Raw genomic sequence first — 26,519 nt, 5'->3', positions numbered from 1 at the left:
TTCCGAGGCGCCTCTCGTAAGAGATTTCATGCATGAAAAAATAACCGGGCGAGTTCCGGGGGCGCCGCTTCTAGGGTTTCCGCGTGCATCGAGTTCAGAACAAGATGCGATGGAGGCACTTCTGAAGAATTTGTCGAGTCAAGTGAGCGGAGTGTCCGGTCCTCAGTACGATCAGGAAATTGATAATATGACGGCGGAAGGTCGCTTCGAGCCAGAAGTCAAGACGCTCGATTCAGCGATGAAATTCATGCAAGTAAGTGGGCCGGTGCCCACCAGTGCGGCAAACCCCGAGGATGTCGATGTCGAGAGTAGTTTTGAGCGCGACCTAGGGGTGATGCTCCCCGATGTGGCTGCTACATATTCTACAAATAAAGTTGAAGAATTTGGGACGTATCCCGTCATTGATGAACAACGTCGCCTTGGCGGGTATATGCCTGATGCGACACTCGTAGAGCAAAAGCCCCATGTTGTTGAAACTGGGCAATCGCGGACACTATTAGCTGAGAGAACGGATGCTTCTGGTCAAATAGTCAGCCTGAATGCGGCATCGTTTGAGCCCGAGATAGGGATGACAGCTTTGGTAGCAACGGGCCAGACAGCAGATGATGCAGAGCAACGAGTTGATTCTGAACGTGTGTTGGTTGCTGGCAAATCCGATCTAAGTGTTGAAGCGAAAATCTTGGTGGACGTTTCATCCGCGACACCTTTCGAAAAAAACACGGCAGGACAACTAACCTCTCCGCGTCTTGAGCCACCTAGAACGCTTGGTAATCTTGATTATGAACCTTTTGTAGCAGTCCCGAACACGAGGGGTGAGACGGTTGCTATGGGGGGGGCCATTGGCGACGCTAGTGGTCCGCCGGCTCGGTCTCCTTTGATGGTACCATCGTCATTCAATCAGACTGTTTCCATCACTGATATAGATATTCAGGGGTCTGTGCGGCGTGAGCTATATCCAAGCCGGATACTGGGGCAGGCCACCGCAGGTAAACAAGAGCTGTTGCCGAAGCAGGCAGTAATGGCGACTATGGGAGAGTTCGCTATGCGAGCTTCATCACCCACGGCGGTCCTAACCTCTGATATTTCGATACAGGTGGACGGATCTACTGATATCAAGTCCGACCAAGCGACAGTATCGATAGAAAAGTTTAAGGGTTTCGGTGCATTTGCCGCTACAAATCCCCAGCCCTCATTGTTGAGGCAGGCCGAGTCAGATGGGGTGACGGTTAAGCCACTCGGCGTGGATCAAGTTTCTGATGATGACCGACATGCACTACCCAAATCTGCTGCATCAGACATTGACGCACACGTTGGACAGACCGTTGGCCTCAAAACTGCTTCAGCTGTTCCCGCAGACAAGGATCTTAGATCAGAGCGGAGTTCAACATCTTCAGCCCGACCGCACAATCCTACGATTTCGACCTCGATCATATCAGATCAAACATACGACGTGAGAGAAATGGGTCCAAATTCTGTTGTGGGGGTCAACCAGACAACAAATATGATGCCGGTGGCTGTTGCACAAAATGTCCCAATTGCGGAGCGAAGCTTAAAAGATACAGGCCAAGTGGATGGAGATTTTTCAATCTCCACGCCGATCTCAAGTGACATCCAAAGTAATACTTCACGAAGCCCTGACGCTATTTCTCGCGGCGCAGTTACACCGCTTCCGCAGGAAGTTTTGAAGATTGCTGAGCAACTGCGTGCCGGCGCGCGAATGGATAGATACCCGCTTGAGATTGCTCTCGACCCGCCAGAATTGGGTCAAGTGCGGATGGTTCTCCAAACCAGCGAAGCAACGACGACCCTTTTGATCATAGCTGATCGGCCCGAAACCGCTGAACTGATGAGAAGGCATGCAAACTTCTTACACGAGGCATTTGCACAAGAAGGAAAGGGCGGTCTCAACCTACAGTTTGGTACCTCTTCGAATACTCAACAGGACCTTTCTAAGGGAGGCGGAGGATCGAGCCATGCCGCTCTGGAAGAGATAGCTGCTGACATGGACAATAATGCGCTTCCGGCAGGTTCGTCAAAGGCACGTGGCTCAAATTTAAGCGCGCCAAGCGGGCTCAATCTGACATTTTAGGAGACCGTTATGATTATCGGTGACACTTCTCAAATCATTCCGCAAACGCAGATATCAAATGCTGATGAAAGCAATGGTCTTGCCTCAGACTTTGATACTTTTCTGCAATTGCTTACGGCTCAAATACGAAATCAAGATCCACTCAACCCAGCTGATTCAACTGAGTTTGTTGCGCAGCTGGCAACTTTCTCGAATGTGGAGCAAGCGGTGCAAACCAATGATCTACTGAAGGAAATGTCGGCGCAGATGTCGCTGCAGAATATGAGCGAGATGTCGTCTTGGGTTGGCATGGAGGCGCGAGCGGTTATGCCCGTCCCAGTGGATGGAACGGACAAGACACTTATTCTAAACACGCCGGTGGTGGCGGATGCGGCCGACATCGTTGTTAAAAACACGGCTGGTCAGGAGGTGCAACGCATCGCGATTGATCCCGATGTGGCGCAAGTCACGTGGTCGGGGCGATCACCGACTGGTGAGCAACTTCCAGAAGACATCTACACCCTTGAGATTGAGAGCTTCAGCAGTGGCAGCCTGCTTGGTGCCTCGGAAGTAGAGACATTTGCCCAAGTTAGAGAGGCGGCCTTGATCGACGGACAGGTCATTCTGCGCTTTCCGGGCGATATTGGAATGCCGAGTTCGTCAGTCCTTGGTGTGAGGAACACCCCATAATCGGCATGTGTTACCGGCAGGTAGAAGGAGCGTTCCTCAGAATAGAACCGCCCCTATAATGCCTCCGATACTGGCTGTCGCTGCCCCAATGGCGAACCACACGACCGCTCCAGAACCCTTCCCGGTAGTAGCCTCCGGTTGGTCTTGGGTTTGCGACGCGAACAAACGCTCGGCGATGGTGGGTAGTTGTGGGCCAAACCGGGCAAGCACACGGGCCGTTTTGAACAGATCTCGTGCAAAGGCGCGGGGGCCAATGCTTTCGCGGATGTAGTCTTCTACAACAGGCTGAGCGACCTGCCAGATGTTCATGTTTGGATTCAACGTACGCGCTACGCCCTCAACAACAACCATTGTCCGCTGAAGCAGGATCAGCTCAGTGCGCGTTTCCATCCCAAAAGTCTCTGTGACTTCAAATAGAAAGCTTAACAAACGTCCCATTGAGATTCGGCTCGCGTCCATGCCGAAAATAGGTTCGCCAACGGACCGGAGGGCTTGGGCAAACTCATCAACGTCACGATCTGCGGGGACATATCCGGCCTCGAAATGCACCTCCGCAACGCGCCGGTAATCTTTGCGGATGAAACCAATCAGAATCTCGGCATAGACCCGACGTGTGTATTCATCGAGCCGTCCCATAATGCCAAAATCAAGGGCAATAATCGTACTATCAGCCCCGACCCGTAGGTTGCCTTGGTGCATATCCGCATGGAAATAACCGTCGCGAAGGGCATGGCTGAGAAAAAGTTGTAGCACCTTGTCCGCAAGTGCCGCGCGATCATGACCGGCAGCATCTAGGGCTTCAATGTCGGCAAATTGAATACCTTCGACCCATTCCATGGTCATAATGCCCCGGCTGGACAGGGACCATTCGACCTTGGGAACAGCGAAGCCTTCATCTCGGGCGGTTGTCGCGGCAAATTCCGCAGCGGCGGCGGTTTCGATCCTTAGGTCGAGCTCCCGCAGAACGGTCGCTTCAAAGTGCGCAATCACATCGCGGGGGCGCAGCCGTCGCGACGCAGGCGATAGGAATTCGATCAGCCCTGCTGCAAAATAGAACGCGTCGATGTCCTTGCGAAAGGCGCGCTCGATCCCTGGCCGCAAAACTTTGATTGCGACCTCTTCGCCGGTTTCCACCAATCGGGCCTTGTGGACCTGAGCGATAGAGGCCGCGGCGACGGGCTCGGACAACTCTGAAAAAACTGCATCAACGGGTTTGCCGATTTCTCGGGCGATTGTTTGGCGAGCCTGTTCCATCGGAAACGGAGGCAGTTTGTCCTGCAGAACCCTTAGCTGAGTTGCCAAATCCACTCCGACAAAATCTGGGCGTGTCGATAGTATTTGGCCGAATTTGATGTAGCTGGGTCCAAGTGCGGTAATCGCACGTGTCACAGGCGGTAGTGCCGGATCGCCGCGCAGGCCAAGCCATTTAAAAGGCCAGCCCAAGACATGCGCAGCAACGCGCAATGGCCTTGGTGCATCAATCGCTTCAAGCACCACACCCATGGCGCCCGTGCGTTCAAAGGTGGCACCTGTACGGATCAGGCGCCAAATGTTGTGAGGACCGCGCATTGGCTAGAGCTTCCAACCCGAATGCAGCGCCGCAACACCAAATGTTAGGTTGCGATACTTAACGTTATCAAAGCCCGCACGGCGGATCATACCGGCAAAGGTGTCTTGGTCAGGGAACTGTCGGATCGATTCGACCAAGTACTGATAGCTCTCGCTATCACCAGCAATCATCTGGCCCATGCGCGGGATCACGTTGAAAGAATAAAGGTCGTATGCCTTTTGCATCATTGGGTTGGGCAATTGGCTGAATTCTAGAACCATCAACCGTCCACCGGGCCGCAGGACACGGTACGCTTCTGACAAAGCGTCCGGAATGCGTGTGACGTTCCGAATGCCAAAACTGATCGTGTAGACGTCAAAACTATTGTCTTCAAAGGGCAGGGCCATTGCGTCGCCGACAATCCATTCAAGGCTGTCGTCTAGGCTTGCGGCCTCGGCGCGTTTGCGGCCCTCGATCAACATGCTTTCGGTCATGTCGCACACTACGGCCTCGGCACCCGGTGCCCGGCGTAGGAATTTGAATGCAACGTCGCCCGTGCCGCCGGCCACGTCCAGCAGTCGTTGATTGGCACGTGGAGTGAGCCAATCCATCATCGCGTCTTTCCAAACGCGGTGGATTCCAACGCTCATGACGTCATTCATAATGTCATATTTCGACGCCACGTTGGAAAAAACGCCGTGGACCATGCCCGCTTTTTCTGTTTCGTCGACGGTCTGAAAGCCGAAATGCGTTTTATTCTGTGTTTCGTCCATGCCTTCGGCCTTTCAAGCTTGCAGATCTCTCTGTCTGCCCTTTCTTATAGGTCGCCACGCCACAGGGGGAAGCCCGTATGCCAGAACTGCCCGAAGTAGAGACAGTCCGTCGCGGATTGCTGCCCGTGATGGAGGGGGCTGTGATCGCGCAAGCCGAAGTTCGGCGACCAGATTTGCGCTGGCCATTTCCAGAACGCATGGCCGAGCGATTGACCGGAGCCCGCGTGACGCGTTTGGCGCGGCGATCCAAGTACATCCTTGCGGAACTGGATACAGGTGAGACGCTCATTGTCCATCTGGGCATGTCCGGTCGGATGTTGATCGCGGGTGCGCCCACGCCGGGCGTATTCCATCACGAAGAAGTGGTCCCGCAAAAACACGATCATGTTGTTTTGCATATGGATAATGGCGCGACGATCACATTCAACGATGCGCGCAGGTTTGGGGCGATGGATCTAGCTCCGACCGAGGGCATCGATCAACACTGGCTGATTGAAAAGCTGGGCCCAGAGCCGCTGAGCAACGCGTTTAACGAAACCTATCTGGCTGAGGTCTTGTCGGGTAAAAATACGCCTATCAAATCCGCTCTTTTGGACCAGAGGATCGTAAGTGGTTTGGGCAACATCTATGTCTGCGAAGTGTTATTTCGGGCGCGGCTTAGCCCAACCCGCAAGGCCGGTAAAATTGCGCGCGCACGCACCGGCGCCTTGGTACCTATCGTGCGCGAAGTCCTGAGCGACGCTATCGAGGCTGGCGGTTCATCCTTGCGGGATTATCGCCAAGCAGATGGTGAGTTGGGCTATTTTCAGCATCGTTTTCAGGTCTATGATCGTGAGGGTGAAGCTTGTGTAACACCTGATTGCAACGGCACAATCACTCGAATCACCCAATCCGGGCGGTCAACTTTCTACTGCCCGCAATGCCAAAGATAGCTTGAACCTTGGGGCGTGACGGGCCAATGTCCGGCTTCAAAATGGATCACTAGGGACCCTGCTCACATGGCCTATGACACACTTATCGTCGACGTAGAGGACCACGTGGCCCTCATTCGGTTGAACCGGCCGGAGGCGATGAATGCCCTGAATCAGGCTCTTTTGGCGGACCTTGCTAAGGCGTTCAAATCGGCTCAGGAAAACGACAAGGTGCGGTGCATCGTGTTGACCGGTTCTGACAAAGTGTTCGCTGCAGGCGCCGATATTACCGAAATGGCCGACAAGAATTTCGTAGAGGTATTCGCCTCCGACATGTTTGGTCATGAGGTCGATCCAATGGCCAAGTGTCGCAAGCCGATCATCGCAGCAGTTGCTGGCTATGCGCTGGGCGGTGGATGCGAATTGGCGATGATGTGTGACTTCATTATTGCAGCGGATACCGCAAAATTCGGCCAGCCCGAGATCAATCTTGGCGTCGTTGCAGGCCTTGGCGGCACACAGCGGCTGACCCGCGCGGTGGGCAAATCCAAATCGATGGACATGCACCTGACCGGCCGCTTCATGGATGCCGAAGAAGCAGAGCGTTCCGGGCTTGTAAGCCGCGTTGTGCCCGCCAAAAAGTTGATGGAAGAAGCGTTGGCTGCCGCGCAAAAAATCGCACAAAAAAGTCAGCTTACTGCGATGGCCGTTAAGGAAGCAGTCAATCGGGCGGACGAAGTTTCTCTCCAAGAGGGGCTGCTGTTCGAACGGCGGCTTTTTCATATGCTGTTCGCGACTGAGGATCAGTCCGAGGGTATGGCTGCATTCGTTGAAAAGCGCGAGGCACAGTTCCGCGACAAGTAAAAGACAACGCATTAAGGGCTTGGCAAGGTGCGGTCAGTGCCCTAAACACCGCGCCAGACATGCGTGTGAGGCTCGCTTAGCCAGATTCGTCCGGTATCAAACCCGGAGACCGGGTTTGCCCCTTGCACTTAAATTTGCGCCCAACGCGTTTGCAGCGGGCCCCGGAACAAGGATCAAACACTATGGCAAATTCGCCCCAAGCTAAAAAACGCGCCCGTCAGAACGAGCGTCGCTTTGCAGTAAACAAAGCCCGCCGCTCGCGCATCCGGACATTCTTGCGCAAAGTCGAAGAGGCGATTGCCTCTGGCGATCAGGACGCTGCAAAAGTCGCACTGCAGGCCGCTCAGCCCGAAATCATGCGCGGCGTGACAAAAGGCGTTTTCCACAAGAACACAGCTTCGCGCAAAGTCTCGCGTCTGTCGTCCCGTGTGAAATCCATGGGCGCCTAAGTCCCAAATTTATACAGTCTACAAGACGCGTCCCTTTTGGGGCGCGTTTTGCGTTTGAGGTGTGACATTTTTTAGGCTCGTTAGATTCTTTTTCAGAGACTCCGCTGTCAATATCATTGTTCCATTGATGGAGCCTTTGCGCACTTGCTATCACATTCCAGCGAGTCACATCGCACCTTAGGGGATTGGTATGAGTAAGAGCGGATTAACGCTGGTGTCTGAGATTTTACCTCAGGCAGCGTGGGAAATATTGTCTAACGACAGCCGTGCACTCATGATCGATGTCCGGACCCGTCCCGAATGGGGATTTGTGGGCGGTCCAGATCTGTCGGAGGTAGAGCATGCGGTCACACAGATCGAATGGCTTTCTTACCCTGATATGTCCCCTAATCCTGCGTTCGTCCGAACGCTGATGGAGAGCATTGATGGAACGGTTCCATCGCAAATGCTGTTTCTCTGTCGGTCGGGCGCAAGATCACTGAGCGCGGCATATGCCGTGGCCGACGCCCTGTCTGCTGAGGGTTTAGACGTGCCATGCATCAATGTCGTGAACGGGTTTGAGGGGGATTGTGACGCACAAGGTCGGCGCGGGGCGCTCAATGGCTGGAAGGCCAGTGGGTTGCCGTGGCGGCAAACATAGATGCGACGACAGTCCGAGTTGGGAAAAGAGGCACAATGACAAATGATACCTGGGGGGCGGTGCGCGATCAGATTCGCAAATCGGTTGGGAACAATAACTACACTGCCTGGATTGAGCCTCTTGGGTTTGAACGCCTAGACGGAAGTGTCCTGCGCCTCGTTGCGCCGACCAATTTTATTGGGTCGTGGGTCACGCAGAACTACTCCGATGTGATCTTGCGTCACTGCACTGCGGCTGGTGTTCGTGCCGATCGCCTTGAGTGTATTGTCGCCAACACGGCGGCTGCACCTGCGCCCAAGGCATCAGTCACGCCTGCGCCTGTTGCAACGCGCAAACCTGCGGTGGCCGTAAATGCCGACCTGCCTGGCGCTGCTTTGGATCCGCGCTTTACGTTCGACGCATTTGTCGTGGGCAAGCCAAACGAACTGGCGCACGCCTCGGCCCGTCGTGTTGCTGCTGGCAATGCCGTCGGCTTTAACCCGCTGTTTTTGTATGGTGGCGTTGGGCTGGGGAAAACTCACCTCATGCAGGCAATCGCGTGGGAACTGCAGGCCAGCCAGCCACATCTGCGCGTATTGTATCTGTCGGCTGAGCAGTTCATGTACCGCTTTATTCAGGCCCTGCGCGAAAAGGATACGATCAGCTTCAAGCAGCTTTTCCGCTCGGTTGATGTGCTGATGGTGGATGACGTTCAGTTTATTGCAGGCAAAGAAAGCACGCAGGACGAATTCTTTCACACGTTCAATGCCCTGATCGACCAAGGCAAGCAGATCGTTATTTCGGCAGACCGTTCGCCTGCGGATATCACAGACCTTGAGGAGCGCATCCGTTCGCGCCTTCAGTCCGGTCTAGTCGTAGACCTTCACCCCGCTGATTTTGAGCTGCGCCTTGGCGTGCTGCAACACAAGATGGCGCAGTTCCGGGCGCAAAACCCAGAATTGGCTGTCGCTCCTGGCGTTCTTGAATTCCTTGCGGATCGTATCTCTAGCAATATCCGTGTGCTTGAGGGCGCAGTGACCCGGCTATTTGCATTCTCGACGTTGGTCGGTGGAGAAATCACGCTTGATCGTGCCCAAGATTGTCTTGCCGATATTCTGCGCGCCTCGGAGCGTAAGCTGACCATCGATGAGATCATGAAAAAGGTCTGTGAGCACTACAATCTGCGGATGTCCGACATGGTGTCGGCCCGCCGCACGCGTTCCATCGCGCGGCCACGCCAAATGGCGATGTACCTCGCCAAGAAGCTCACGCCTCGTAGCTACCCCGAGATTGGTCGCAAATTTGGCGGGCGAGACCACACAACTGTGTTGCACGGTGTCCGCAAGATCGAGGAATTGATCACTCAAGACTCGCAAGTTGCCGAAGATGCCTTGCTTTTAGAGCGGAAACTCGAAAGTTAACCTCTGAAAAGGCATTGAACCTGCTGGGGCTTTGTCTACTGTCAAAGCCCCACAGCCTACGAGGGATGGATCATGAAATTCAGCATCGAACGCGCCGCACTCCTAAAAGCGGTCAGCCAGGCGCAGTCCGTGGTCGAACGGCGCAACACCATCCCAATTCTTGCGAACGTGTTGATGGAAGCGGCGGACGCAGAGGTAAGCTTTCGCGCGACTGACCTTGATATCGAAGTCGTCGACAAGACACCGGCTCAGGTTGAGCGCGCTGGGGCAACAACCGTCTCGGCGGTTATCCTTAATGAGATTGTTCGCAAATTGCCGGACGGCTCTTTGGTGCAATTGTCCGAAGAACCCGCCACCGGTCGATTGACCGTTAGCGCGGGGCGCTCGCATTTCAGCCTTGCTACTCTGCCAAAGGAGGACTTCCCCGTGATGGCCTCTTCTGAGTATGCGAGCAACTTTAGCTGCAAGGCACCTGTTCTGCGCCGTCTATTCGACAAGTCGAAATTCGCGATCTCGACCGAAGAAACGCGCTATTATCTGAACGGCGTATACATGCACGTGGCTGACGCCGAGGGCGGCAAGGTGTTGCGTTGTGTGGCGACTGATGGTCACCGTTTGGCCCGCGTTGATGCCGACCTCCCTGAGGGGGCTGAGACAATGCCGGGCGTCATAGTGCCCCGCAAAACGGTCGGCGAAATGCGTAAACTGCTCGACGATGATGAAGCGACTATTGCAGTCTCCGTATCCGAGACCAAAGTTCGGTTCGCAACGCCGGGGATCACGCTGACGTCCAAGGTGATCGACGGCACGTTCCCTGACTACACGCGGGTTATCCCAACGGGTAACACACGCAAGCTTGAGGTTGATGCCGCCGAGTTCGCAAGTGCGGTCGACCGCGTGGCGACGGTGTCTTCCGAACGTTCGCGTGCCGTAAAGCTACAACTTGACGAAGACCGCCTGGTTCTGTCCGTCAATGCACCTGATAGCGGTGCTGCTGAGGAAGAGCTTGCTGTGGCCTACGGCGATGAGCGGTTAGAAATCGGCTTCAACGCCAAATACCTTCTTGAAATCGCAAGCCAAGTTGATCGTGAGAACGCCGTGTTCTTGTTTAACTCCTCCGGTGACCCGACCTTGATGCGTGAGGGGAACGATACCTCTGCGGTCTACGTGGTCATGCCGATGCGGGTGTGAGACCCGATTGGTTCGACCGTCGCGCCACATCATCACATCTCTGCGCCTGTCGCACTTTCGGTCTCACCATCAAGTCCAAATAGGGCTTGATGGCAGGCCCGTTGTCCTGTTCGGGGCGAACGGCGCGGGCAAGACGAACATACTCGAAGCGGTGTCGCTCTTGTCGCCCGGGCGTGGTTTGCGTCGCGCCCTTGCAGAGGATCTGATCCGTCGTCCCGAAGCGATTGGCTGGAAAATCGCGGCTCAGGTATCAACTGATGCGCAGGTCTATGAGGTTGATCTTCAGGCCGAGCCGGGCCACCCGCGGCAAACCCGCATAGACGGCAAACAGTTGCCCCAAACGGCTTTGGCTCGTTTGGTGCGGGTGCTTTGGTTGATCCCCGCGATGGATCGTTTGTGGATTGAGGGGGCAGAGGGGCGTCGTAGGTTCTTGGATCGCGCGACCATGAGCTTTACCCCCGATCATGCGGAAATTACGCTGGCCTATGAAAAGGCTATGCGGGATCGCAATCGTCTGCTTAAGGACGGTGTGCGCGATGCTCATTGGTACGCGGCACTCGAAAGCCAGATGGCGCGCTTTGGGGCTGAGATTTCGCTCAATCGACGCAATGCGCTAGAGGTGTTGCAAGACGCACAGCAAAGCACGGTGGCGGATTTCCCCACCGGCGCTTTGTCGATTTCGCTGCCGGATGGCGCGGTCGCCCCCGAAAACCCAGATGATCTGCGCACAGCCCTCGTCGAAAGCCGCCCGCGGGACATGGCGGCAGGCCGCACTCTTGTGGGGCCGCACCGCGTTGATCTTGAGGCTATGTTCATGCGCAAAGACGTACCCGCCAAGCACTGCTCCACCGGAGAGCAAAAGGCCCTTTTGATCTCTTTGATCCTCGCGAATGCTCGTGCTTTGCATGCCACGACTGGGGCGGCGCCCGTGTTGCTGTTGGATGAGGTTGCTGCACACTTGGATGCGCAACGCCGCAAAGCGCTGTACGATGAGATCACGGCCCTTGGCGCGCAGGCGTTTCTGACCGGAACTGATCGCAATTTGTTTACGGATTTCGGAACTCGGGCCGCAGTATATAACGTGGCCGAAGCGGAGGCCGCGTCGCTTGTTGAAGAGGCGACACTATGATTGGCAACCGCATCTCTTTGATCACGCTAGGCGTGCAAGATTTGAAGCGCTCGGTCGCGTATTACAAGGCTGTGGGCTTTGAACCGGAGACCGTACTAGAGAAGGCCGCGTTTTTCGATCTCGGTGGCGCAAAGTTCGGCCTCTATCTGCGCGACGACCTCGCCCATGAACAGGGGCGTGCGCCCGAAGAGTGTGGCGTTGGGTTTGCGAGCTTGGCTCAAAACCAACTGAGCGAAGCAGAGGTTGATGCCGCAGTCGGGCGGGCACTTGCCGCCGGAGCGATGCTTTTGAAGGCCCCTGGAAAGATGTTTTGGGGCGGATATTCTGGCTATGTCGCTGACCCCGACGGTCATGCTTGGGAGTATTCTTACAACCCGTATTGGCCTTTGGATGCAGATGGCCGGATCGTCTAAGCGGGACGTTACCACAAACCGCTAAATGTGGGGGTCTACGCGTGACAAGGGTGGGGTAAACCGCTATAAGTTGCGGACCAAACAAGAGGTCTGTCCACATGGCTGACGCCACTCAGACGCCGGAAACATACGGCGCCGATTCTATCAAAGTTCTCAAAGGCTTGGAGGCTGTGCGCAAGCGGCCCGGCATGTACATCGGGGATACCGATGATGGCTCCGGTTTGCACCACATGGTCTACGAGGTGGTGGACAACGGGATCGATGAGGCGCTGGCCGGACATGCGACCCACGTAAGTGTTAAAATCCACGCCGACAGCAGCGTTTCCGTACGGGACAACGGCCGGGGCATCCCGGTGGGTCTGCACGAAGAAGAAGGTGTTTCTGCGGCAGAGGTCATCATGACCCAGCTGCACGCCGGCGGTAAATTCGACAGCAATTCCTACAAGGTGTCGGGCGGTCTGCACGGCGTTGGCGTGTCGGTTGTAAACGCGCTGTCTGATTGGCTGGAACTGCGCGTTTGGCGCGAAGGCAAAGAGCATATCGCTCGCTTTGAGCATGGCGATACCGCTGAGCATCTGAAGGTCGTCTCCGAGACGGAGGAGACCGGCACTGAGGTGCGTTTCCTCGCTTCGCTTCAGACGTTCTCGAACCTCGAATATAATTTTAAAACGTTGGAAAATCGCCTGCGCGAGTTGGCGTTCTTGAACTCAGGCGTTCGGATCATTCTTGAAGATGAACGCCCCGCTGAGCCACTGCGGACGGAGCTGTTCTATGAGGGCGGTGTGCAGGAATTTGTGCGCTATCTGGATCGTTCCAAAACCAGCGGCATGGCTGACCCGATTTTTATCACGGGTGAAAAAGACGATATTGGGATCGAGGTCGCGATGTGGTGGAACGACAGCTACCATGAGACGGTTCTGCCCTTCACGAACAACATTCCTCAGCGGGATGGTGGTACGCACCTTGCGGGTCTGCGCGGCGCGCTCACGCGAACCATCAACGCCTACGCGCAATCCTCCGGGATCGCCAAGCGCGAGAAGGTCAATTTCACCGGCGATGACGCGCGTGAGGGTTTGACTTGCGTGCTGTCCGTCAAAGTACCCGACCCGAAATTTTCCAGCCAAACCAAAGACAAGCTGGTCTCATCTGAGGTGCGCCCAGCAGTCGAAGGCTTAATGAACGAAAAACTTTCGGAGTGGTTCGAAGAGCATCCGAACGAAGCAAAAACGATCGTTTCCAAGATCATTGAAGCCGCATTGGCCCGTGAAGCCGCACGTAAAGCGCGTGAACTAACACGCCGCAAAACCGCGATGGATGTGGCTTCGTTGCCGGGCAAACTGGCTGATTGTCAGGAAAAAGACCCGGCAAACTCTGAGATTTTCTTGGTTGAGGGTGACAGTGCGGGCGGGTCCGCCAAGCAGGGTCGCTCGCGGCGCAATCAGGCAGTTTTGCCTTTGCGCGGTAAAATCCTGAACGTGGAACGCGCGCGTTTCGACCGTATGCTTGGCAGCCAAGAAATCGGTACGCTGATCACTGCGTTGGGCACCGGCATCGGCCGTGACGAGTTCAACATCGAAAAATTGCGCTACCACAAGATCGTCATCATGACCGATGCGGACGTTGATGGCGCACACATTCGGACGCTTTTGCTCACGTTTTTCTTCCGCCAAATGCCCGAAATCATTGAGGGTGGATACCTCTATATCGCGCAACCACCTCTTTATAAGGTGGCGCGCGGGAAGTCCGAGGTTTACCTCAAGGACCAAGCGGGCTTGGATGATTATCTAGTTGCGCAGGGCCTTGATGGCATGGTTTTGCGTCTGCCCTCAGGTGAAGAATTGGCGGGCCAAGACCTTGCGCGGGTTGTGGAAGGTGCACGTAGCTTCAAGCGGATTTTGGACGCGTTTCCAACGCACTACCCCCGCCGTATCCTTGAACAAGCCGCTATCGCGGGTGCCTTCGACCCGGGCAAGGCGGACGCTGATTTGCAGTCAGTTGCGGATGCCGTTGCCAAACGTCTGGACCTTGTTGCCCTAGAATATGAGCGTGGGTGGACGGGCCGTATCACACAAGATCACGGCATTCGCTTGGCGCGCGTTTTGCGCGGCGTTGAGGAGGTGCGGACGCTAGATGGTGCGGTTCTCCGCTCTGGCGAGGCGCGCAAGCTGGCCGACGTCGCGGAGCGCACCCGTGAGGTCTACAACGACCCTGCGCGTTTGCAGCGTAAGGAGCGTGAAACGATCATCCACGGTCCGCAGGAACTGCTGGCCGCAGTGCTGGCAGAGGGTGAAAAAGGCCTGTCATTGCAGCGCTATAAGGGCTTGGGTGAGATGAACCCAGACCAACTGTGGGAAACCACGTTGGACCCTGATGCGCGCACGCTCTTGCAAGTCAAAATTGAGGACCTTGCCGAGGCAGATGATGTTTTCACAAAACTGATGGGCGATGTGGTGGAACCGCGCCGCGCTTTCATTCAGGAAAACGCGCTAAGCGTCGAAAACCTCGACTTCTAAAACCAACGGTGCGCTGGGACAAAACTGAACCAGCGCATCGAAATCTCTCCCGCGACTCAAGACTGGCAGTCTTGTAGAATGCGCAAAAACCAGTTGATATCTGAAGATGTCACTGGCTGGCCCATTGGGAGAAGCTCGCATGTTTAAGACAGTATTGATCGCGGTCGATGTCTCAGAGGAGGCGGAAGCCCGACGCATTCTATCTACAGCTAAAACCCTGACAAATGACTGGGAGTGTGCATTGCACGTTATCAGCGTCGTGCCTTCCGTAGGTATGGCGATCGTGGGCTCGTTTCTTTCCGATGACTTTGAGGCACGCAGCAAAGAGGCCGCACATGTCCAGTTGATGAAGGCCCTCGCGGACGCAAACTTGGACGCGCGGACCCACGTTTTGACGGGCAAAGTATATGATATGATTCTAGCGGAGGCCGAAGCTTTGGGCGCAGACCTCATTTTGGTAGGATCACACCAGCCAGAGCTTCAGGATTTTTTATTAGGCGCCAACGCAGCTAGGATCGTGCGACATGCCAAGGCATCGGTGCTGGTCCTGCGCGACTAGGGCTCTGACGCCAGTTGGACCAAGATAGCCATAGCGTCTTCGGCGCGATCTTCGGGTACAAAGAGATGATCGTGATAGAACCCCGACACCGGATTAACCCCCATGCCGCCCTGTGCAAGTGCCGTCGTGACCCTTGCCAAGAACCCAACTGCATCCAAGGCGGAGTGAATGTTTAACGTGATCATCCGGCACGGGAATTCATAGCTCCACCCAAGTGCATCCGCTTCATCGCGACGGACGATAAACGTGGTTCCCTCAGCTTCCTGAAAGATCATGCGCGGCACCAGATCGGGTGGGACGCCTTGTCCCGGCCGAGATACGAAAACGTAGGTATCAGGCAGTAGTACTGCATTAAGGCTCCGCAAGAGCGTCGCCAAATCGTGTTCGCCGCTCATGCGCTTTTGCGCCCTTCTCGTAGCCATGCAAACACCGTTAGAAGGGCTGCCAACATCAAAAACAGCCATGGCGGTACCAACGAGGTAATTCGTAGGCTGGTGGTTTGAAATGCCTCGCGCGGGGTCAAGCCGACCCATCCGCGACCTGTTGCCGTTCGGCCTTCGCGCACGGTGCGCAGGTCCGGTGTGCCGGCCTCTAGTATTGCTGCACCGCCTCTGCGAGCTTCAAGCATACCTACGATCGGAGCCGCGCTAGCGATCGTGTCGACAAATTCGCGCGGGGCGGCAGGACCAAGGGCGAATACGGTTTCTTGATCCCCTTCGTTTAGCCGATATAGCCCTTGCTGAGTGCCGGTGAATTCCGCGACGAAGCGGCCCGGCGTGTCTTCGGTCAGCGTGAGCGCGAATTCCGTCCCATCAGGGCGCGTGATGACCACTGTGTCTGGCGTCCCGCTGAGGGTGCGACGCGTGATCGTCACGACCTGTCCAACGGCTGAAGCGGTCAACGCCTCTTCCTCCAACTCCGGTTCTTTCATCATCCAGTGCGCAAGACGGCGTAGCAGTTCCAACTGCGGGCCACCGCCCTCAAACCCACGATCCCATAGCCATACATGGTCAGACGCCAAAAGTGCGACACGACCTTCGCCCACGCGGTCCAGCACCAATAGCGGCGCGTTCTCAGGCCCTTCCATGACGGTTTGCGCGTCGGGCTCTGTGCGCAGTTCGGTCATCCGAAACCAACGGCCCCACGGGGCGGCGTCCGGACTATCCCCGCCCGGCCCATAGGCTTCTAGGCCTTGGGTCACAGGGTGGCGGTTGCCCATTTCGGTGATTGCCGGGGCAAAGCCTTGTTCGACGACCCGGGCCGTTGGGGCTGCGGGCATGATGTCCTCTAGCAAAGATCGGTAAAGGCTGTCCGCCGAAGCGAAATCGGGCCCTGCGGCGACCAAAACGGCCCCGCCGCGTGCCACATAATCTGCTACGTTCGCGAGGTAGAGAGGCGAAAGAATTCCGCGCCGTCTGTAGCGATCAAAGATGATCAGATCGAATTCATCGATCTTTTCAAGGAACAGTTCCCGCGTCGGAAAAGCGATGAGCGAGAGTTCCGTCACTGGTACGCCATCCTGTTTTCCGGGGGGGCGTAGGATTGTGAAATGCACAAGGTCCACAGCCGAGTCTGCCTTGAGCAAATTACGCCATGTCCGCTGGCCGGGATGTGGCTGGCCAGAAACCAACAGCACGCGCAGACGGTCGCGTACGCCGTTGATCTGGACCACGGCACTGTTGTTGCGGGTTGTCAGCTCACCCTCCGCTTCCGGGAGGGTGAATTGCAGGATGTTCATACCGCCGTGAGGCAGGACCAAAGGCACCTCAAGGTCCCGGCCAAGGGGGATTTCAAAGGTCCGTGGTGCATCGCCGTCTATTGATATTTGCACCGGCGTGCTGGTTGTGCCCGCAGGCGCGGCGCCTAGATCATCGGCCCGCAGTGTGATGGTGAACTCTTCATCCAAAATCGCAAATGCGGGTGCATTCCGCACGCTCAAGCGGCGGTCCCAATCGGTGCTTCGTCCGGTTTGCAGCAGGTGCGTTGGCGCGGGTATATCGGGCGCAAGTTCGGCGTCATGGATTTGTCCGTCAGACAGGATCAATGCACCGGCCACGCGGGCGCGCGGGGTCTCTGCTAGCAAGTTGCCAAGCGCGGCCATTACGCGAGTTCCTGCGTTGTTTTCCCCGTCGCCGACGCGCACAACGCGGGCGTCCATGCCCAGTTCGGTGATCCGATCTAGTGTCTCCACAAGGGCGGCTTCGGTTTGCGCGCGGCGGTCGCCTAACCCTTGGCTTGCGCTTTCGTCTAAGGCGATCAACACGATGTCGGATAGGGGGCTGCGGTCCTCGGTCTGAAGCGACGGGTTCGCCAGCGCCAAGACCAACGCAGACGCCGCCAACAAGCGAAGCCACCATCCGGGCAAGCGACGCGCGGCACATAGCACGCACAACGCGCCCATCATCAAAGCGATGCCTGCTAGCAACGATAGTGGGATCAGCGGGTCAAAAAGCACAGATTGCGTCATGTCATTGCCCCAACCGATCCAACAACGCGGGCACATGGACTTGGTCCGATTTATAGTTGCCCGACAATACGTGCATCACAAGATTGATCCCAAAACGATAGGCGATCTCGCGCTGGCGTTCGCCTGCAAACCCGCGCCCTACGGGAAACAGATGTTGGCCATTTTCATTCGTCGCCCAAGCCGCCGCCCAATCATTGCCCCCGATCAAAACGGGCGTGACCCCGTCGTTCAGAGTGCGAAACGGAATACCTTCAACTTCTTCGGCGTCGGGGGCCGCCTCGACCCAAACGTCGCGTGATGCGTGCCGCCCGGGAAAATCTTGGAGCAGATAGAAGGTTCGCGTCAGGACGTGATCCGCTGGCAGCGGCTCCAGCGGGGGAATGTCTAGCGGCTGCGCGATGGCCTGTAGGCGGCGCGCATTCGGGCTGGTCCCACCAAAGCGGCTGACGTCCGCGTCGCGGGTATCAAACACGATCATTCCACCGCCGCGCAAATACCGATTAAGTGCGCTATATGCGGCATCACTTGGAATCTGCTGACGCTCTGTAATCGGCCAATATAGCATGGGAAATAGGCTTAGTTCATCCCGCTCAATATCCACGCCAATGGGCTGTTCCGGTTCAACCGATGTACGCCGGGTCAGGGCTGCGGAAAGTCCCGCAAGGCCCGCCTCCGACACATCATCCATCCGCGCATCGCCGGTTATGACATAGCCCAGACGAATGTCTGTGCTTGCCAAAAGCGCAAGCGCCTCATCCGTTGCTGCATTGTTTTGAGCATGCGCGGGTGGGATCGGAGCCAACATAATCGCCAATCCTGCCACTAGAGGCATGGCCCCCCGCAGCCGCCCCCCCAACCACAAAGACGCGATGGCGTCGATTGCCAAAAGGAATAACGCAAGAGTTAGAAATAAGGGCATGAGCAGCAATTCCGGTTGGTTGGCCACGCCTTCTACGGGTAAAGTTAGCGGCCACTCCGCAGGCGCGAGCGTGTCATCGGCACCCATCACATTTAGTGCCACGCGCCGTTCGAGCCCTGCATAAAGCCCGGGGGGCAAGTCTGGGCCCAGCACGCCCTCGGCCAGAACGGTTCCGCTGACACCAGCAAAGCGTGCCGCATCTTGGGGCAGGCCGAAGCCGTCCAAAACAACCGATGGCACCCATGTCACACCAGCTAGGTCATCGGCCTCGGGGCTGGCTGGGCGGGTTGAGATAGCGAGGCGTTCTAGCATCTGTACGAACAGTCCCGACAGCGGCAGGTTCGACCATTCAGCGTTGGCCGTGACGTGGAACAGCACAACTTGGCCCTGTCCCATGATCTTGCGTGTTACAAGCGGCGTGCCGTCTGCAAGCGCCGCGATAGAGCGTTCAGCCAAGGTCGGATCAGGCTGCGCCATGACTTGGCTTGCGACTGTCACATCGGGCGGCACAGGCAGGCCGAAAAAGGGTGACGTGTCGGCAAAGGGGCGCAGGGTCTTTGGCTCTCCCCAGCTGAGTGCGCCACCGATTGTGCGCCCACCGGTGCGCAGTCGTACGGGCATCAGAGGGTCTTCTTCGGCGCGGCTTACGTCGGACCCGGCCAGCCGGGGCCCGGCAAAGCGTACGAGCAGTCCGCCGTTTTCGACCCATTCCGTCACGGCCTCTGTCTCGGGTGCGGTGAATTGCGCAACATCGGCTAAAACCAATACATCAGGATTGGCCAGCAACATATCGTCCAGAGCGCCCTCGATCAGGTCGGCAGTGGGGGCCAGTGCGCGGTTCAGATAATAGAGCGGGGAAAGCAGATCTTGGGTTTCGGCATCCGCCTCGGCGGTCAATAGCGCGACCTCACGTCGTTGCAGCGCATCGTCCGTGAGGCTAACCGCCCCGGCGGAACGTTGGCCGCCGATCTCAAACCGCTGGACGCGGTTGCGTAACTCGGGCGGTAGGGACAGATCCAGCATCGCAGTGCTTTCACCATCTGCAAAGCTGAGCGTGCCGGTGGCCAGTGTGGTGACAATGCCGTCGGGGCCGGGGCCAATCGCGTTGAGCGGATAGTCAGCGGCCACCCAGGTACGGGCCGCGCGCATGGCCGTCAGAGTGATTACCCCATCCGCATAGCTGGGGGGTATTAGGCCGATAACCGGCTGGGGGCTTTGTATAACGCGGGAGGGTACCAGTGCGGTAATGGCCAACTCCCTGTCGCGAGCGAGGCCGTCACTGAACCAAATGACTTCGCCGATGCCCTCAAGCTCAGATGCCCAGTCGGCAACCGCGGCATAGTCGGGGGCATAGGGCGCGGGGCGTAGACCGGCCAGTTCGGGCAGCCAATCGCGTGGCGCGCGGAATTCGGGGGGGGTGAGCGGGCCTGTCAGAGCCTGGATCGCAACGGTGCGTTCGGCCCTTGCCGCTTCTGTCAGGATTTCGCCCAAGCGTTCCACGCGGGCAGGCCAGTCGCGTGCAGAGGCCCAGCTTGCATCCATCACAATCAGCATTGGGCCCGAACCCTCAGTCGGCGTGCGTGGGTTCAGAACGGGACCAGCGAAGCCCACAATGACGGCGGCCACCGCAAGTGTGCGTAGAACCAAAAGCCACCATGGGGTTTTATCCGTCTCGGCGTCGTCATCACGGAGGCCAAGCAATAAGGCCACGCCTGGAAAACGGCGCTTTGTTGGTGCGGGTGGCACCGCACGCAGCAACCACCACAGGATTGGAAGAGCCAAAAGGGCCAGCAACAAAAGGGGTGCTGCAAAGGACAATCCGCTCATCTCGCACGCTCCAACGCCGCGTATAGCCACAAAAGCGCAGGCTCAGCAGGGCCATCGGTGTGGTGGCAATAGTATCGCCAACCGGTGCGCGCGCACAGCGTTTGAAGGGCAGCTTTGCGGGCGGCCAAACGATCAAGATATGCCTCGCGCAGGTTTTTTGCGCGCATCGTTTCAAATTCAACTGCACCGGTCATGGATTGAAAAACAGTACGCCCATCGAAAGGAAAGCTTTCTTCGGTGGGGTCGAGCACATGGACAATCGCCCCTTTGACGCCGCGATCTGCGGCGGTGGTTAGAGCCGTCTCAGTCGCATCGATGTCGCCCATGAAGTCGGAGAAGAACACGCCACGCGAGCCATTGGGCAGGACCTGTGGGCGCGGGGCGCCGTAATCAGCGGCCTCACTTGGGTCCATCAGGGCGCGTGCCATATTTAACAGCTGCGCTTTGCCAGACCGGGGTGGCTCGGGCAGGTTCATTAGGCCGATCCGTTCGCCCGCGCGTTGAGCTAGGATTGCGATGGCCATGCCCAGAGTTTGGGCGCGGCGTAGTTTCGAGGGGCGGTCTTTGTGCCCCGAGTAGGTCATGGAACCTGCGTCATCGACCCAGAGCATGACTGATTGTGCGGCCTGCCATTCGGTTTCGCGCACGTAGTGCCCGTCGCTCCGACCAGATTGTCGCCAGTCGATCCGGCGGCGCGAGTCGCCCGGTTGCGCGGGACGGTACTGCCAAAAATTGTCGCCCTGACCGGCCCGCTTGCGCCCATGCTCCCCCAAGAGAACTGTCGCGGCAAGATGCTGCGCGTCCGCCAAGAGCGCAGGCAAATAGGCCGAGACCTCCTCCGACCGGGCGCGCAGGGTATCAGGGGTATGGAGCGTTGGGTTGCTCACGCGGCGGCGTCCACGTGGGTGACGGTTGCGGTGACTTCGCGGATAACATCCGCCAAAACACGTCCCTCGGCGCGTGCTGCAAAACTAAGGGCCATGCGATGAGACAACACGGGCATCGCAAGTGCGGCCACATCCTCGGGCGAGGGGGCCAGGCGACCATCCATCAATGCCCACGCCCGCGATGTCAGCATGAGCGCCTGTGCCGCGCGTGGACCTGGGCCCCACGCCACGGTGTCGCGCACAATCGCAGGTGCCTCTGGGGCGTCGGGGCGACAGGCACGGACCAAATCAAGGATCATATCGACGGTTGCATCACCAACAGGCATCCGCCGAATGATGCCTTGGGCGTTAATCAATTCCTCTGGTGTGAATACCTGCGTCGGCATTGCTTGCTGCGTCCCCGTCGTGGCCAGCAGGATGTCACGTTCCGTCGCGCGATCTGGGTAGGGTACGTCAATTTGCACAAGAAAACGGTCCAATTGCGCCTCGGGCAGGGGGTAGGTGCCTTCTTGCTCAATCGGGTTTTGCGTGGCCAACACGTGGAACGGCGCAGGTAGCTTGCGGGTTTGCCCTGCAACGGTGACCTCACGCTCCTGCATGGCCTGCAGTAGCGCGGATTGTGTACGGGGTGATGCACGGTTGATCTCATCCGCCATTAAGAGTTGGGCAAAAATCGGCCCTTCAATATAGCGAAAGGCGCGGCTGCCATCGGGCGCGGTTTCCAACACCTCAGAGCCAAGGATATCGCCCGGCATCAAATCAGGTGTGAACTGGATGCGGTTGCCATTCAGGCCCATCACCGTGGACAGCGTTTCGACCAAAAGTGTTTTGCCCAGCCCTGGCAGCCCCATCAAAAGCGCGTGCCCCCCCGACAGCATCGCCGCAAGCGACAGCCCCACGACGGTATCCTGACCAATAATCGTACCCGCGATTTCGGATCGGGCCTCTCTTAGTTTGTCGCCGAGTGCGTCAATTTCCTTGATCATGGCGTCATCAGACATAGGCTCTCTCCATGCGGGCGTTTACAGGCGTCAGTATGCAGATATGACGAATGGGCTGAATGGCAAAGAGACATGAGCGGACAAAACATCGTGAAACCGGACCCCGAAGGCATAGCTGCCAGTATAAACGCCACAAAAAAGGGCCGCGGATTGCCGCCTGTGCAGCTGTGGAATCCGCCCTTTTGTGGGGATATCGACATGCGTATCGCGCGTGATGGTACGTGGTTCTACGAGGGGTCAAAAATAACGCGCCCCAGTTTGGTGGGGCTTTTTTCGTCGATCCTAAAGCTTGAAGATGGAAAGTTTTTCCTCGTGACGCCGGTAGAAAAGGTCGGGATCACGGTAGATGACGCCCCCTTTGTGGCCGTGGATTTCGAGCAAAACGGTGCGGATATCGTATTCGAAACCCAAGTGGGCGATAGCGTCACTGTTGGGCCCGAGAACGCCGTTCGCATTGAGTTCGCTGAGGACGGAGAGCCGTCACCCTATTTGCACGTCCGCGCAGGCCTAGAGGCGCTGATTGACCGCAAATCGTTCTACCGATTGGTTGAAGTGGGCGCGCACCATGAAGGCATGTTTGGTATCTGGTCCGATGGCGCGTTTTTTCCGTTTGTGGAAAGTGCGGCTTTGCAGGAATGATCTTTGCGTACAGGCAACTGGCGCGTCTGTTTGCGGTGCGCTAGGCATCGTGCAACTGGAAAGGACGTTTTATGATCCCTGCACGCTTTGCCCCTGTGGTTTTTGGTTTCATATTATCGGGGCTGATGTCTTTGATTGTGTCCGGCATTGCGACGCTGCGTGCTGTTGGCATGCCGCCCGACATCTTGGCCAAATGGATGGGCAGCTGGGCGTTTAGCTGGGGCGTGGCGTTTCCCACCGTTTTGGTAGTGGCGCCCTTAGCACGCCGCTTGGTGGCGCGTTTGGTCCGAAACGAGGGCTAAAGCTCAACCCACTCACCCGGTGCGATGCCGTCCAAAGACCACTCACCAATGCGCCAACGCACCAGCCGTAAACACGGCAAACCCACGGCGGCGCACATGCGCCGGACCTGACGATTGCGACCTTCGGTGATTGTCAGTTCCAGCCACGCATCGGGCACGGTTTTTCGCACGCGGACAGGTGGATCGCGGGGCCAAAGATCTGGCGTAGAAATTTGATGTACCTTGGCGGGCCGCGTCTTGCCGTCCTTTAGCGTGACGCCGCGGGCCAATTGGTCCAACGCGTCGTTTGAGGGCGTGCCCTCGACCATAACGAGGTAGGTTTTCGGCACCTTACGCTTGGGTGAAGTGATCTGCGCCTGTAACTGCCCGTTGTCAGTTAGCAGTAAAAGTCCTTCGCTGTCTCGGTCCAAGCGGCCAGCGGCATAGACACCGGGCAAGTCGATGTGATGTTTCAATCCCGGCCACTTTCCCTCATCGGTGAACTGGCTCAGGACATTCATCGGTTTATTGAATGCGATCAGCATATGGCGCTAGTGGGCCTGCGCCCAGTTCGCGCCCTGACCGGCATCGACGCTCAACTTCACGTCCAGATGCACCACGGGGTCGGCCGCGCCTTCCATAACGTCGCGGGCCACGGCGGTCAGTGCATCCACGGCGTCCTCATCGACCTCAAACAGCAGTTCATCGTGCACCTGCAAAAGCATCTTGGCGGGCAGATCCGCGATGGCGGCGGGCATGCGGATCATGGCGCGACGGATGATGTCCGCCGCTGTCCCTTGGATCGGGGCATTGATCGCGGCGCGCTTTGCAAACCCTGCGGTGGGGCCTTTGGCGTTGATTTCAGGCGTGTGAATTTTGCGGCCAAATAGGGTTTCGACCCGTTCGTGTTCCTTGGCGAATTTGACGGTATCGTCCATGTAGGTGCGGATGCCGGGAAAACGTTCAAAGTAGGTGTCGATAAAGGCCTGCGCCTCGGCGCGCGGAATGCGCAGATTGCGCGCAAGGCCAAAGCCAGAGATGCCGTAAATCACACCAAAGTTAATTGCTTTGGCTTGGCGGCGGACGTCTGAGGTCATCTCATCGAGAGGCACGCCAAACATCTGCGACGCGGTGATCGCGTGGATGTCCTGACCATCTTTGAACGCTTGTTTCAGGGCATCAATCCCCGCGACATGGGCCAAAATCCGCAACTCGATCTGAGAATAATCGAGCGCGACCAGAACTTTGCCTTCGTCCGCGACGAACGCTTCGCGGATGCGGCGACCTTCCTCGGACCGGATGGGAATATTCTGAAGGTTAGGATCGGTCGACGCCAAGCGCCCCGTGCTCGCGCCCGCAATAGAATACGACGTGTGAACACGCCCGGTGTCGGGGTTAATGTGGTCCTGAAGCGCATCGGTGTAGGTCGATTTCAGCTTGGACAATTGCCGCCAATCAAGAACGCGGGCAGGCAGGTCATGTTCGGTCGCAAGGTCTTCAAGGACATCCGCGCCGGTGGAATACTTGCCGGTCTTGGCGCTTTTTTTGCCGCCCTCAAGCCCCATCTTGTCGAACAGAATTTCGCCAAGCTGGGCAGGCGAACCGACGTTAAAGCTTTGTCCCGCCAATTCATGAATTTCGGCCTCTAGCCCCGCCATTTTCTGGGCGAATGCGTTGGACATGCGGCTCAGCGTATCGCGGTCGACCTTGATGCCCGTCCGCTCCATCTGAGCGAGCACGGGAACAAGGGGGCGTTCGAGCTTTTCATAAACCCGGGTGACCTGTGCAGTCGACAGGCGCGGTTTTAGGATTTGCCATAGGCGCAGCGTCACATCGGCGTCTTCGGCAGCATAGGGCACGGCATCTTCGATCGGCACACGATCAAAGGTGATCATGGATTTTCCGCTACCGAGCAGTGACTTAATTGGGATTGGTGTGTGGTTGAGGTATTGATCCGCCAGCTTGTCCATGCCGTGCGTGTGCAGGCCCGCATGCTGAGCGTAGGACAACAGCATTGTGTCGTCGATTGGCGCCAAAGTGATCCCGTACTTGGCAAAGATCTTCATGTCGTACTTGGCGTTTTGTAGAATCTTCAGGACAGAGGCGTCCTGTAGCAAAGGCCGCAACAGGGCTAGTGCGTCGTCCAACGGGATTTGCCCCTCCGCTAGGGCATCATTTCCGAACAGATCATCCGCCGCAGCGCCCTTGTGGGTCAACGGCACATAGGCGGCTTCGCCCGCTTCGATGCACAGGCTGACACCCACCAAATCAGCGGTCATTTCGTTCAGCCCGGTGGTTTCCGTGTCTACGGCGACATAGCCGCGGGCATGCGCTTGCGCGATCCATTTGGCCAGCGTTTGGGTGTCGCGGATGCAGGTGTATGTCCCAGTGCCCATTGCGGGGGCTTCTGGGGTCTCTGGCGCGTCGGGGGCCGTGATTTCGGGGGCGGCGGGGGGCTCTACGCCCATACGGTCGGCGATGCGCTTGGTCAGCGTGCGGAATTCCATCTGATTTAGGAATTCCAACAAATCCTCCGCCACGGCGTCGCGGATTTCGAGCGATTCCAACGTGAACGGCAGGTCCATGTTTTCGTCGAGTGCTACCAACCGTTTGGACAGTTCAATCTGGGCGCGATGCTCAATCAACGTCTGGCGGCGCTTGGGTTGTTTGATCTCTTCGGCGCGGTCCAACAGGTCCTCTAGGGTGCCGAATTCGTTGATCAACAAGGCCGCCGTTTTGATGCCGATACCTGGCGCGCCAGGCACGTTATCGACGCTGTCGCCCGCAAGGGCCTGAACGTCTACAACACGCTCTGGCCCCACACCAAACTTTTCAACCACACCGTCGCTGTCGATGCGTTTATTTTTCATGGGGTCCATCATTTCGACCCCGCCGCCGACAAGCTGCATCAGGTCCTTGTCGGAGGACACAATTGTCACCCGTCCACCGGCATCGCGCGCCTGACAGGCAAGCGTGGCGATGATGTCATCCGCCTCAAAACCCTCGATCTCTTCACAGGCGATGTTAAAGGCCCGTGTTGCCTCGCGGGTCAGCGGGATTTGGGGGCGCAAATCCTCGGGCATCGCGTCGCGGTTGGCTTTGTATTGGTCATACAGGTCATTGCGGAACGTATGGCTGCCTTTGTCAAAGATCACGGCGACATGGGTGGCAGCGTCTGGGCCGGAATTGCCCTCAACATAGCGTTGAAGCATGTTGCAAAACCCGCTGACCGCGCCGACCGGCAGGCCATCGGATTTGCGCGTCAGAGGTGGCAGCGCATGAAAGGCGCGGAATATGAAGGCCGAACCGTCGATGAGGTGCAGGTGGCACCCTTTTCCGAATTGCGTGT

The 26,519-nt window shown here is 57.3% G+C and carries 23 protein-coding genes; 14 read left to right on the top strand and 9 right to left on the bottom strand.

The features are described from left to right. Positions 1 to 28 precede the first annotated feature (28 nt). Positions 29 to 2,089, top strand: a complete 2,061-nt coding sequence (locus AC4GMC_RS01020; RefSeq protein ID WP_487876568.1) for a flagellar hook-length control protein FliK — start codon at positions 29 to 31, stop codon at positions 2,087 to 2,089. 9 nt (positions 2,090 to 2,098) lie between these two features. Next, positions 2,099 to 2,758 carry a flagellar hook capping FlgD N-terminal domain-containing protein gene (locus tag AC4GMC_RS01015; RefSeq protein ID WP_487876567.1) on the top strand — a complete coding sequence of 220 codons (660 nt, stop codon included), beginning with the start codon at positions 2,099 to 2,101 and terminating at the stop codon, positions 2,756 to 2,758. Positions 2,759 to 2,794: 36 nt separating this feature from the next. Here the strand turns inward: AC4GMC_RS01015 and ubiB are convergent, their stop codons facing one another. Continuing rightward, on the bottom strand, positions 2,795 to 4,327 hold the full coding sequence (gene ubiB, locus AC4GMC_RS01010; RefSeq protein WP_487876566.1) for a 2-polyprenylphenol 6-hydroxylase: 1,533 nt from the start codon (positions 4,325 to 4,327) through the stop codon (positions 2,795 to 2,797). A 3-nt stretch (positions 4,328 to 4,330) separates the two neighbouring features. Then, positions 4,331 to 5,080: a bifunctional demethylmenaquinone methyltransferase/2-methoxy-6-polyprenyl-1,4-benzoquinol methylase UbiE gene (gene ubiE, locus AC4GMC_RS01005; RefSeq protein ID WP_038007748.1), complete on the bottom strand. Its 750-nt coding sequence runs from the start codon at positions 5,078 to 5,080 to the stop codon at positions 4,331 to 4,333. A 77-nt stretch (positions 5,081 to 5,157) separates the two neighbouring features. Here ubiE and mutM point away from each other — a divergent pair, with 77 nt between their 5' ends. From mutM to AC4GMC_RS00955, 10 genes are all read left to right on the top strand, one after another. Beyond that, on the top strand, positions 5,158 to 6,012 hold the full coding sequence (gene mutM, locus AC4GMC_RS01000) for a bifunctional DNA-formamidopyrimidine glycosylase/DNA-(apurinic or apyrimidinic site) lyase (protein ID WP_487877799.1): 855 nt from the start codon (positions 5,158 to 5,160) through the stop codon (positions 6,010 to 6,012). Between the two features lie 66 nt (positions 6,013 to 6,078). After that, a complete protein-coding gene (locus tag AC4GMC_RS00995) occupies positions 6,079 to 6,855 on the top strand; it encodes an enoyl-CoA hydratase (protein WP_487877798.1) in 777 nt (258 codons plus the stop codon). Between the two features lie 182 nt (positions 6,856 to 7,037). Then, positions 7,038 to 7,304 carry a 30S ribosomal protein S20 gene (rpsT, locus tag AC4GMC_RS00990; RefSeq protein ID WP_487877797.1) on the top strand — a complete coding sequence of 89 codons (267 nt, stop codon included), beginning with the start codon at positions 7,038 to 7,040 and terminating at the stop codon, positions 7,302 to 7,304. A 190-nt stretch (positions 7,305 to 7,494) separates the two neighbouring features. Further along, a complete protein-coding gene (locus AC4GMC_RS00985; protein WP_487877796.1) occupies positions 7,495 to 7,944 on the top strand; it encodes a rhodanese-like domain-containing protein in 450 nt (149 codons plus the stop codon). 35 nt (positions 7,945 to 7,979) lie between these two features. Then, positions 7,980 to 9,344, top strand: a complete 1,365-nt coding sequence (gene dnaA / locus AC4GMC_RS00980; RefSeq protein ID WP_487877795.1) for a chromosomal replication initiator protein DnaA — start codon at positions 7,980 to 7,982, stop codon at positions 9,342 to 9,344. A gap of 72 nt (positions 9,345 to 9,416) precedes the next feature. Beyond that, positions 9,417 to 10,535: a DNA polymerase III subunit beta gene (gene dnaN, locus AC4GMC_RS00975; protein WP_487877794.1), complete on the top strand. Its 1,119-nt coding sequence runs from the start codon at positions 9,417 to 9,419 to the stop codon at positions 10,533 to 10,535. Between the two features lie 7 nt (positions 10,536 to 10,542). Then, positions 10,543 to 11,664, top strand: coding sequence for a DNA replication/repair protein RecF (recF, locus tag AC4GMC_RS00970; RefSeq protein ID WP_487877793.1), 1,122 nt, complete (start codon positions 10,543 to 10,545; stop codon positions 11,662 to 11,664). After that, positions 11,661 to 12,077 carry a VOC family protein gene (locus AC4GMC_RS00965; RefSeq protein WP_487877792.1) on the top strand — a complete coding sequence of 139 codons (417 nt, stop codon included), beginning with the start codon at positions 11,661 to 11,663 and terminating at the stop codon, positions 12,075 to 12,077. The genes recF and AC4GMC_RS00965 overlap by 4 nt, the downstream gene beginning before the upstream one ends. 98 nt (positions 12,078 to 12,175) lie before the next feature. Then, positions 12,176 to 14,590 (top strand): DNA topoisomerase (ATP-hydrolyzing) subunit B, encoded by a 2,415-nt coding sequence (gene gyrB / locus AC4GMC_RS00960; RefSeq protein ID WP_487879273.1) that lies wholly within the window; start codon positions 12,176 to 12,178, stop codon positions 14,588 to 14,590. A gap of 139 nt (positions 14,591 to 14,729) precedes the next feature. Continuing rightward, entirely contained in the window at positions 14,730 to 15,149 is a 420-nt protein-coding gene (locus AC4GMC_RS00955) for a universal stress protein (RefSeq protein WP_487876876.1), read from the top strand. Here AC4GMC_RS00955 and AC4GMC_RS00950 read toward each other — a convergent pair. Genes AC4GMC_RS00950 through AC4GMC_RS00930 form a run of 5 tightly spaced genes read right to left on the bottom strand, consistent with a single transcriptional unit; the run spans position 15,146 to position 22,250 of the window. Beyond that, entirely contained in the window at positions 15,146 to 15,544 is a 399-nt protein-coding gene (locus AC4GMC_RS00950; RefSeq protein ID WP_487876875.1) for an ACT domain-containing protein, read from the bottom strand. The genes AC4GMC_RS00955 and AC4GMC_RS00950 overlap by 4 nt on opposite strands. Beyond that, positions 15,541 to 17,616 carry a hypothetical protein gene (locus tag AC4GMC_RS00945; RefSeq protein ID WP_487876874.1) on the bottom strand — a complete coding sequence of 692 codons (2,076 nt, stop codon included), beginning with the start codon at positions 17,614 to 17,616 and terminating at the stop codon, positions 15,541 to 15,543. Before AC4GMC_RS00945 ends, AC4GMC_RS00950 begins: the two co-directional genes overlap by 4 nt. 1 nt (position 17,617) lies before the next feature. Continuing rightward, positions 17,618 to 20,362, bottom strand: a complete 2,745-nt coding sequence (locus tag AC4GMC_RS00940; protein WP_487876873.1) for a DUF4159 domain-containing protein — start codon at positions 20,360 to 20,362, stop codon at positions 17,618 to 17,620. Then, positions 20,359 to 21,249, bottom strand: coding sequence for a DUF58 domain-containing protein (locus AC4GMC_RS00935; protein ID WP_487876872.1), 891 nt, complete (start codon positions 21,247 to 21,249; stop codon positions 20,359 to 20,361). The genes AC4GMC_RS00940 and AC4GMC_RS00935 overlap by 4 nt, the downstream gene beginning before the upstream one ends. Further along, on the bottom strand, positions 21,246 to 22,250 hold the full coding sequence (locus AC4GMC_RS00930) for an AAA family ATPase (protein ID WP_487876871.1): 1,005 nt from the start codon (positions 22,248 to 22,250) through the stop codon (positions 21,246 to 21,248). The genes AC4GMC_RS00935 and AC4GMC_RS00930 overlap by 4 nt, the downstream gene beginning before the upstream one ends. Positions 22,251 to 22,322: 72 nt before the next feature. On the opposite strand from AC4GMC_RS00930, the gene AC4GMC_RS00925 reads away from it, so the two are divergent. Then, positions 22,323 to 22,889 (top strand): DUF1285 domain-containing protein, encoded by a 567-nt coding sequence (locus AC4GMC_RS00925; RefSeq protein WP_487876870.1) that lies wholly within the window; start codon positions 22,323 to 22,325, stop codon positions 22,887 to 22,889. 71 nt (positions 22,890 to 22,960) lie between these two features. Then, positions 22,961 to 23,191: a DUF2798 domain-containing protein gene (locus AC4GMC_RS00920; protein WP_487876869.1), complete on the top strand. Its 231-nt coding sequence runs from the start codon at positions 22,961 to 22,963 to the stop codon at positions 23,189 to 23,191. Here AC4GMC_RS00920 and AC4GMC_RS00915 read toward each other — a convergent pair. Further along, positions 23,188 to 23,715 carry a pseudouridine synthase gene (locus AC4GMC_RS00915; RefSeq protein WP_487876868.1) on the bottom strand — a complete coding sequence of 176 codons (528 nt, stop codon included), beginning with the start codon at positions 23,713 to 23,715 and terminating at the stop codon, positions 23,188 to 23,190. The two genes, AC4GMC_RS00920 and AC4GMC_RS00915, sit on opposite strands and share 4 nt — an antisense overlap. A gap of 6 nt (positions 23,716 to 23,721) precedes the next feature. Then, positions 23,722 to 26,519: DNA polymerase I (gene polA / locus AC4GMC_RS00910; protein ID WP_488093466.1), on the bottom strand; the 2,798-nt coding region annotated here is incomplete at its 5' end.

It is taken from the genome of Thalassobacter sp. (assembly GCF_982993085.1).
Note: the sequence above shows the minus strand (reverse complement) of the source record. Positions and strands in the feature narration are given on the sequence as shown.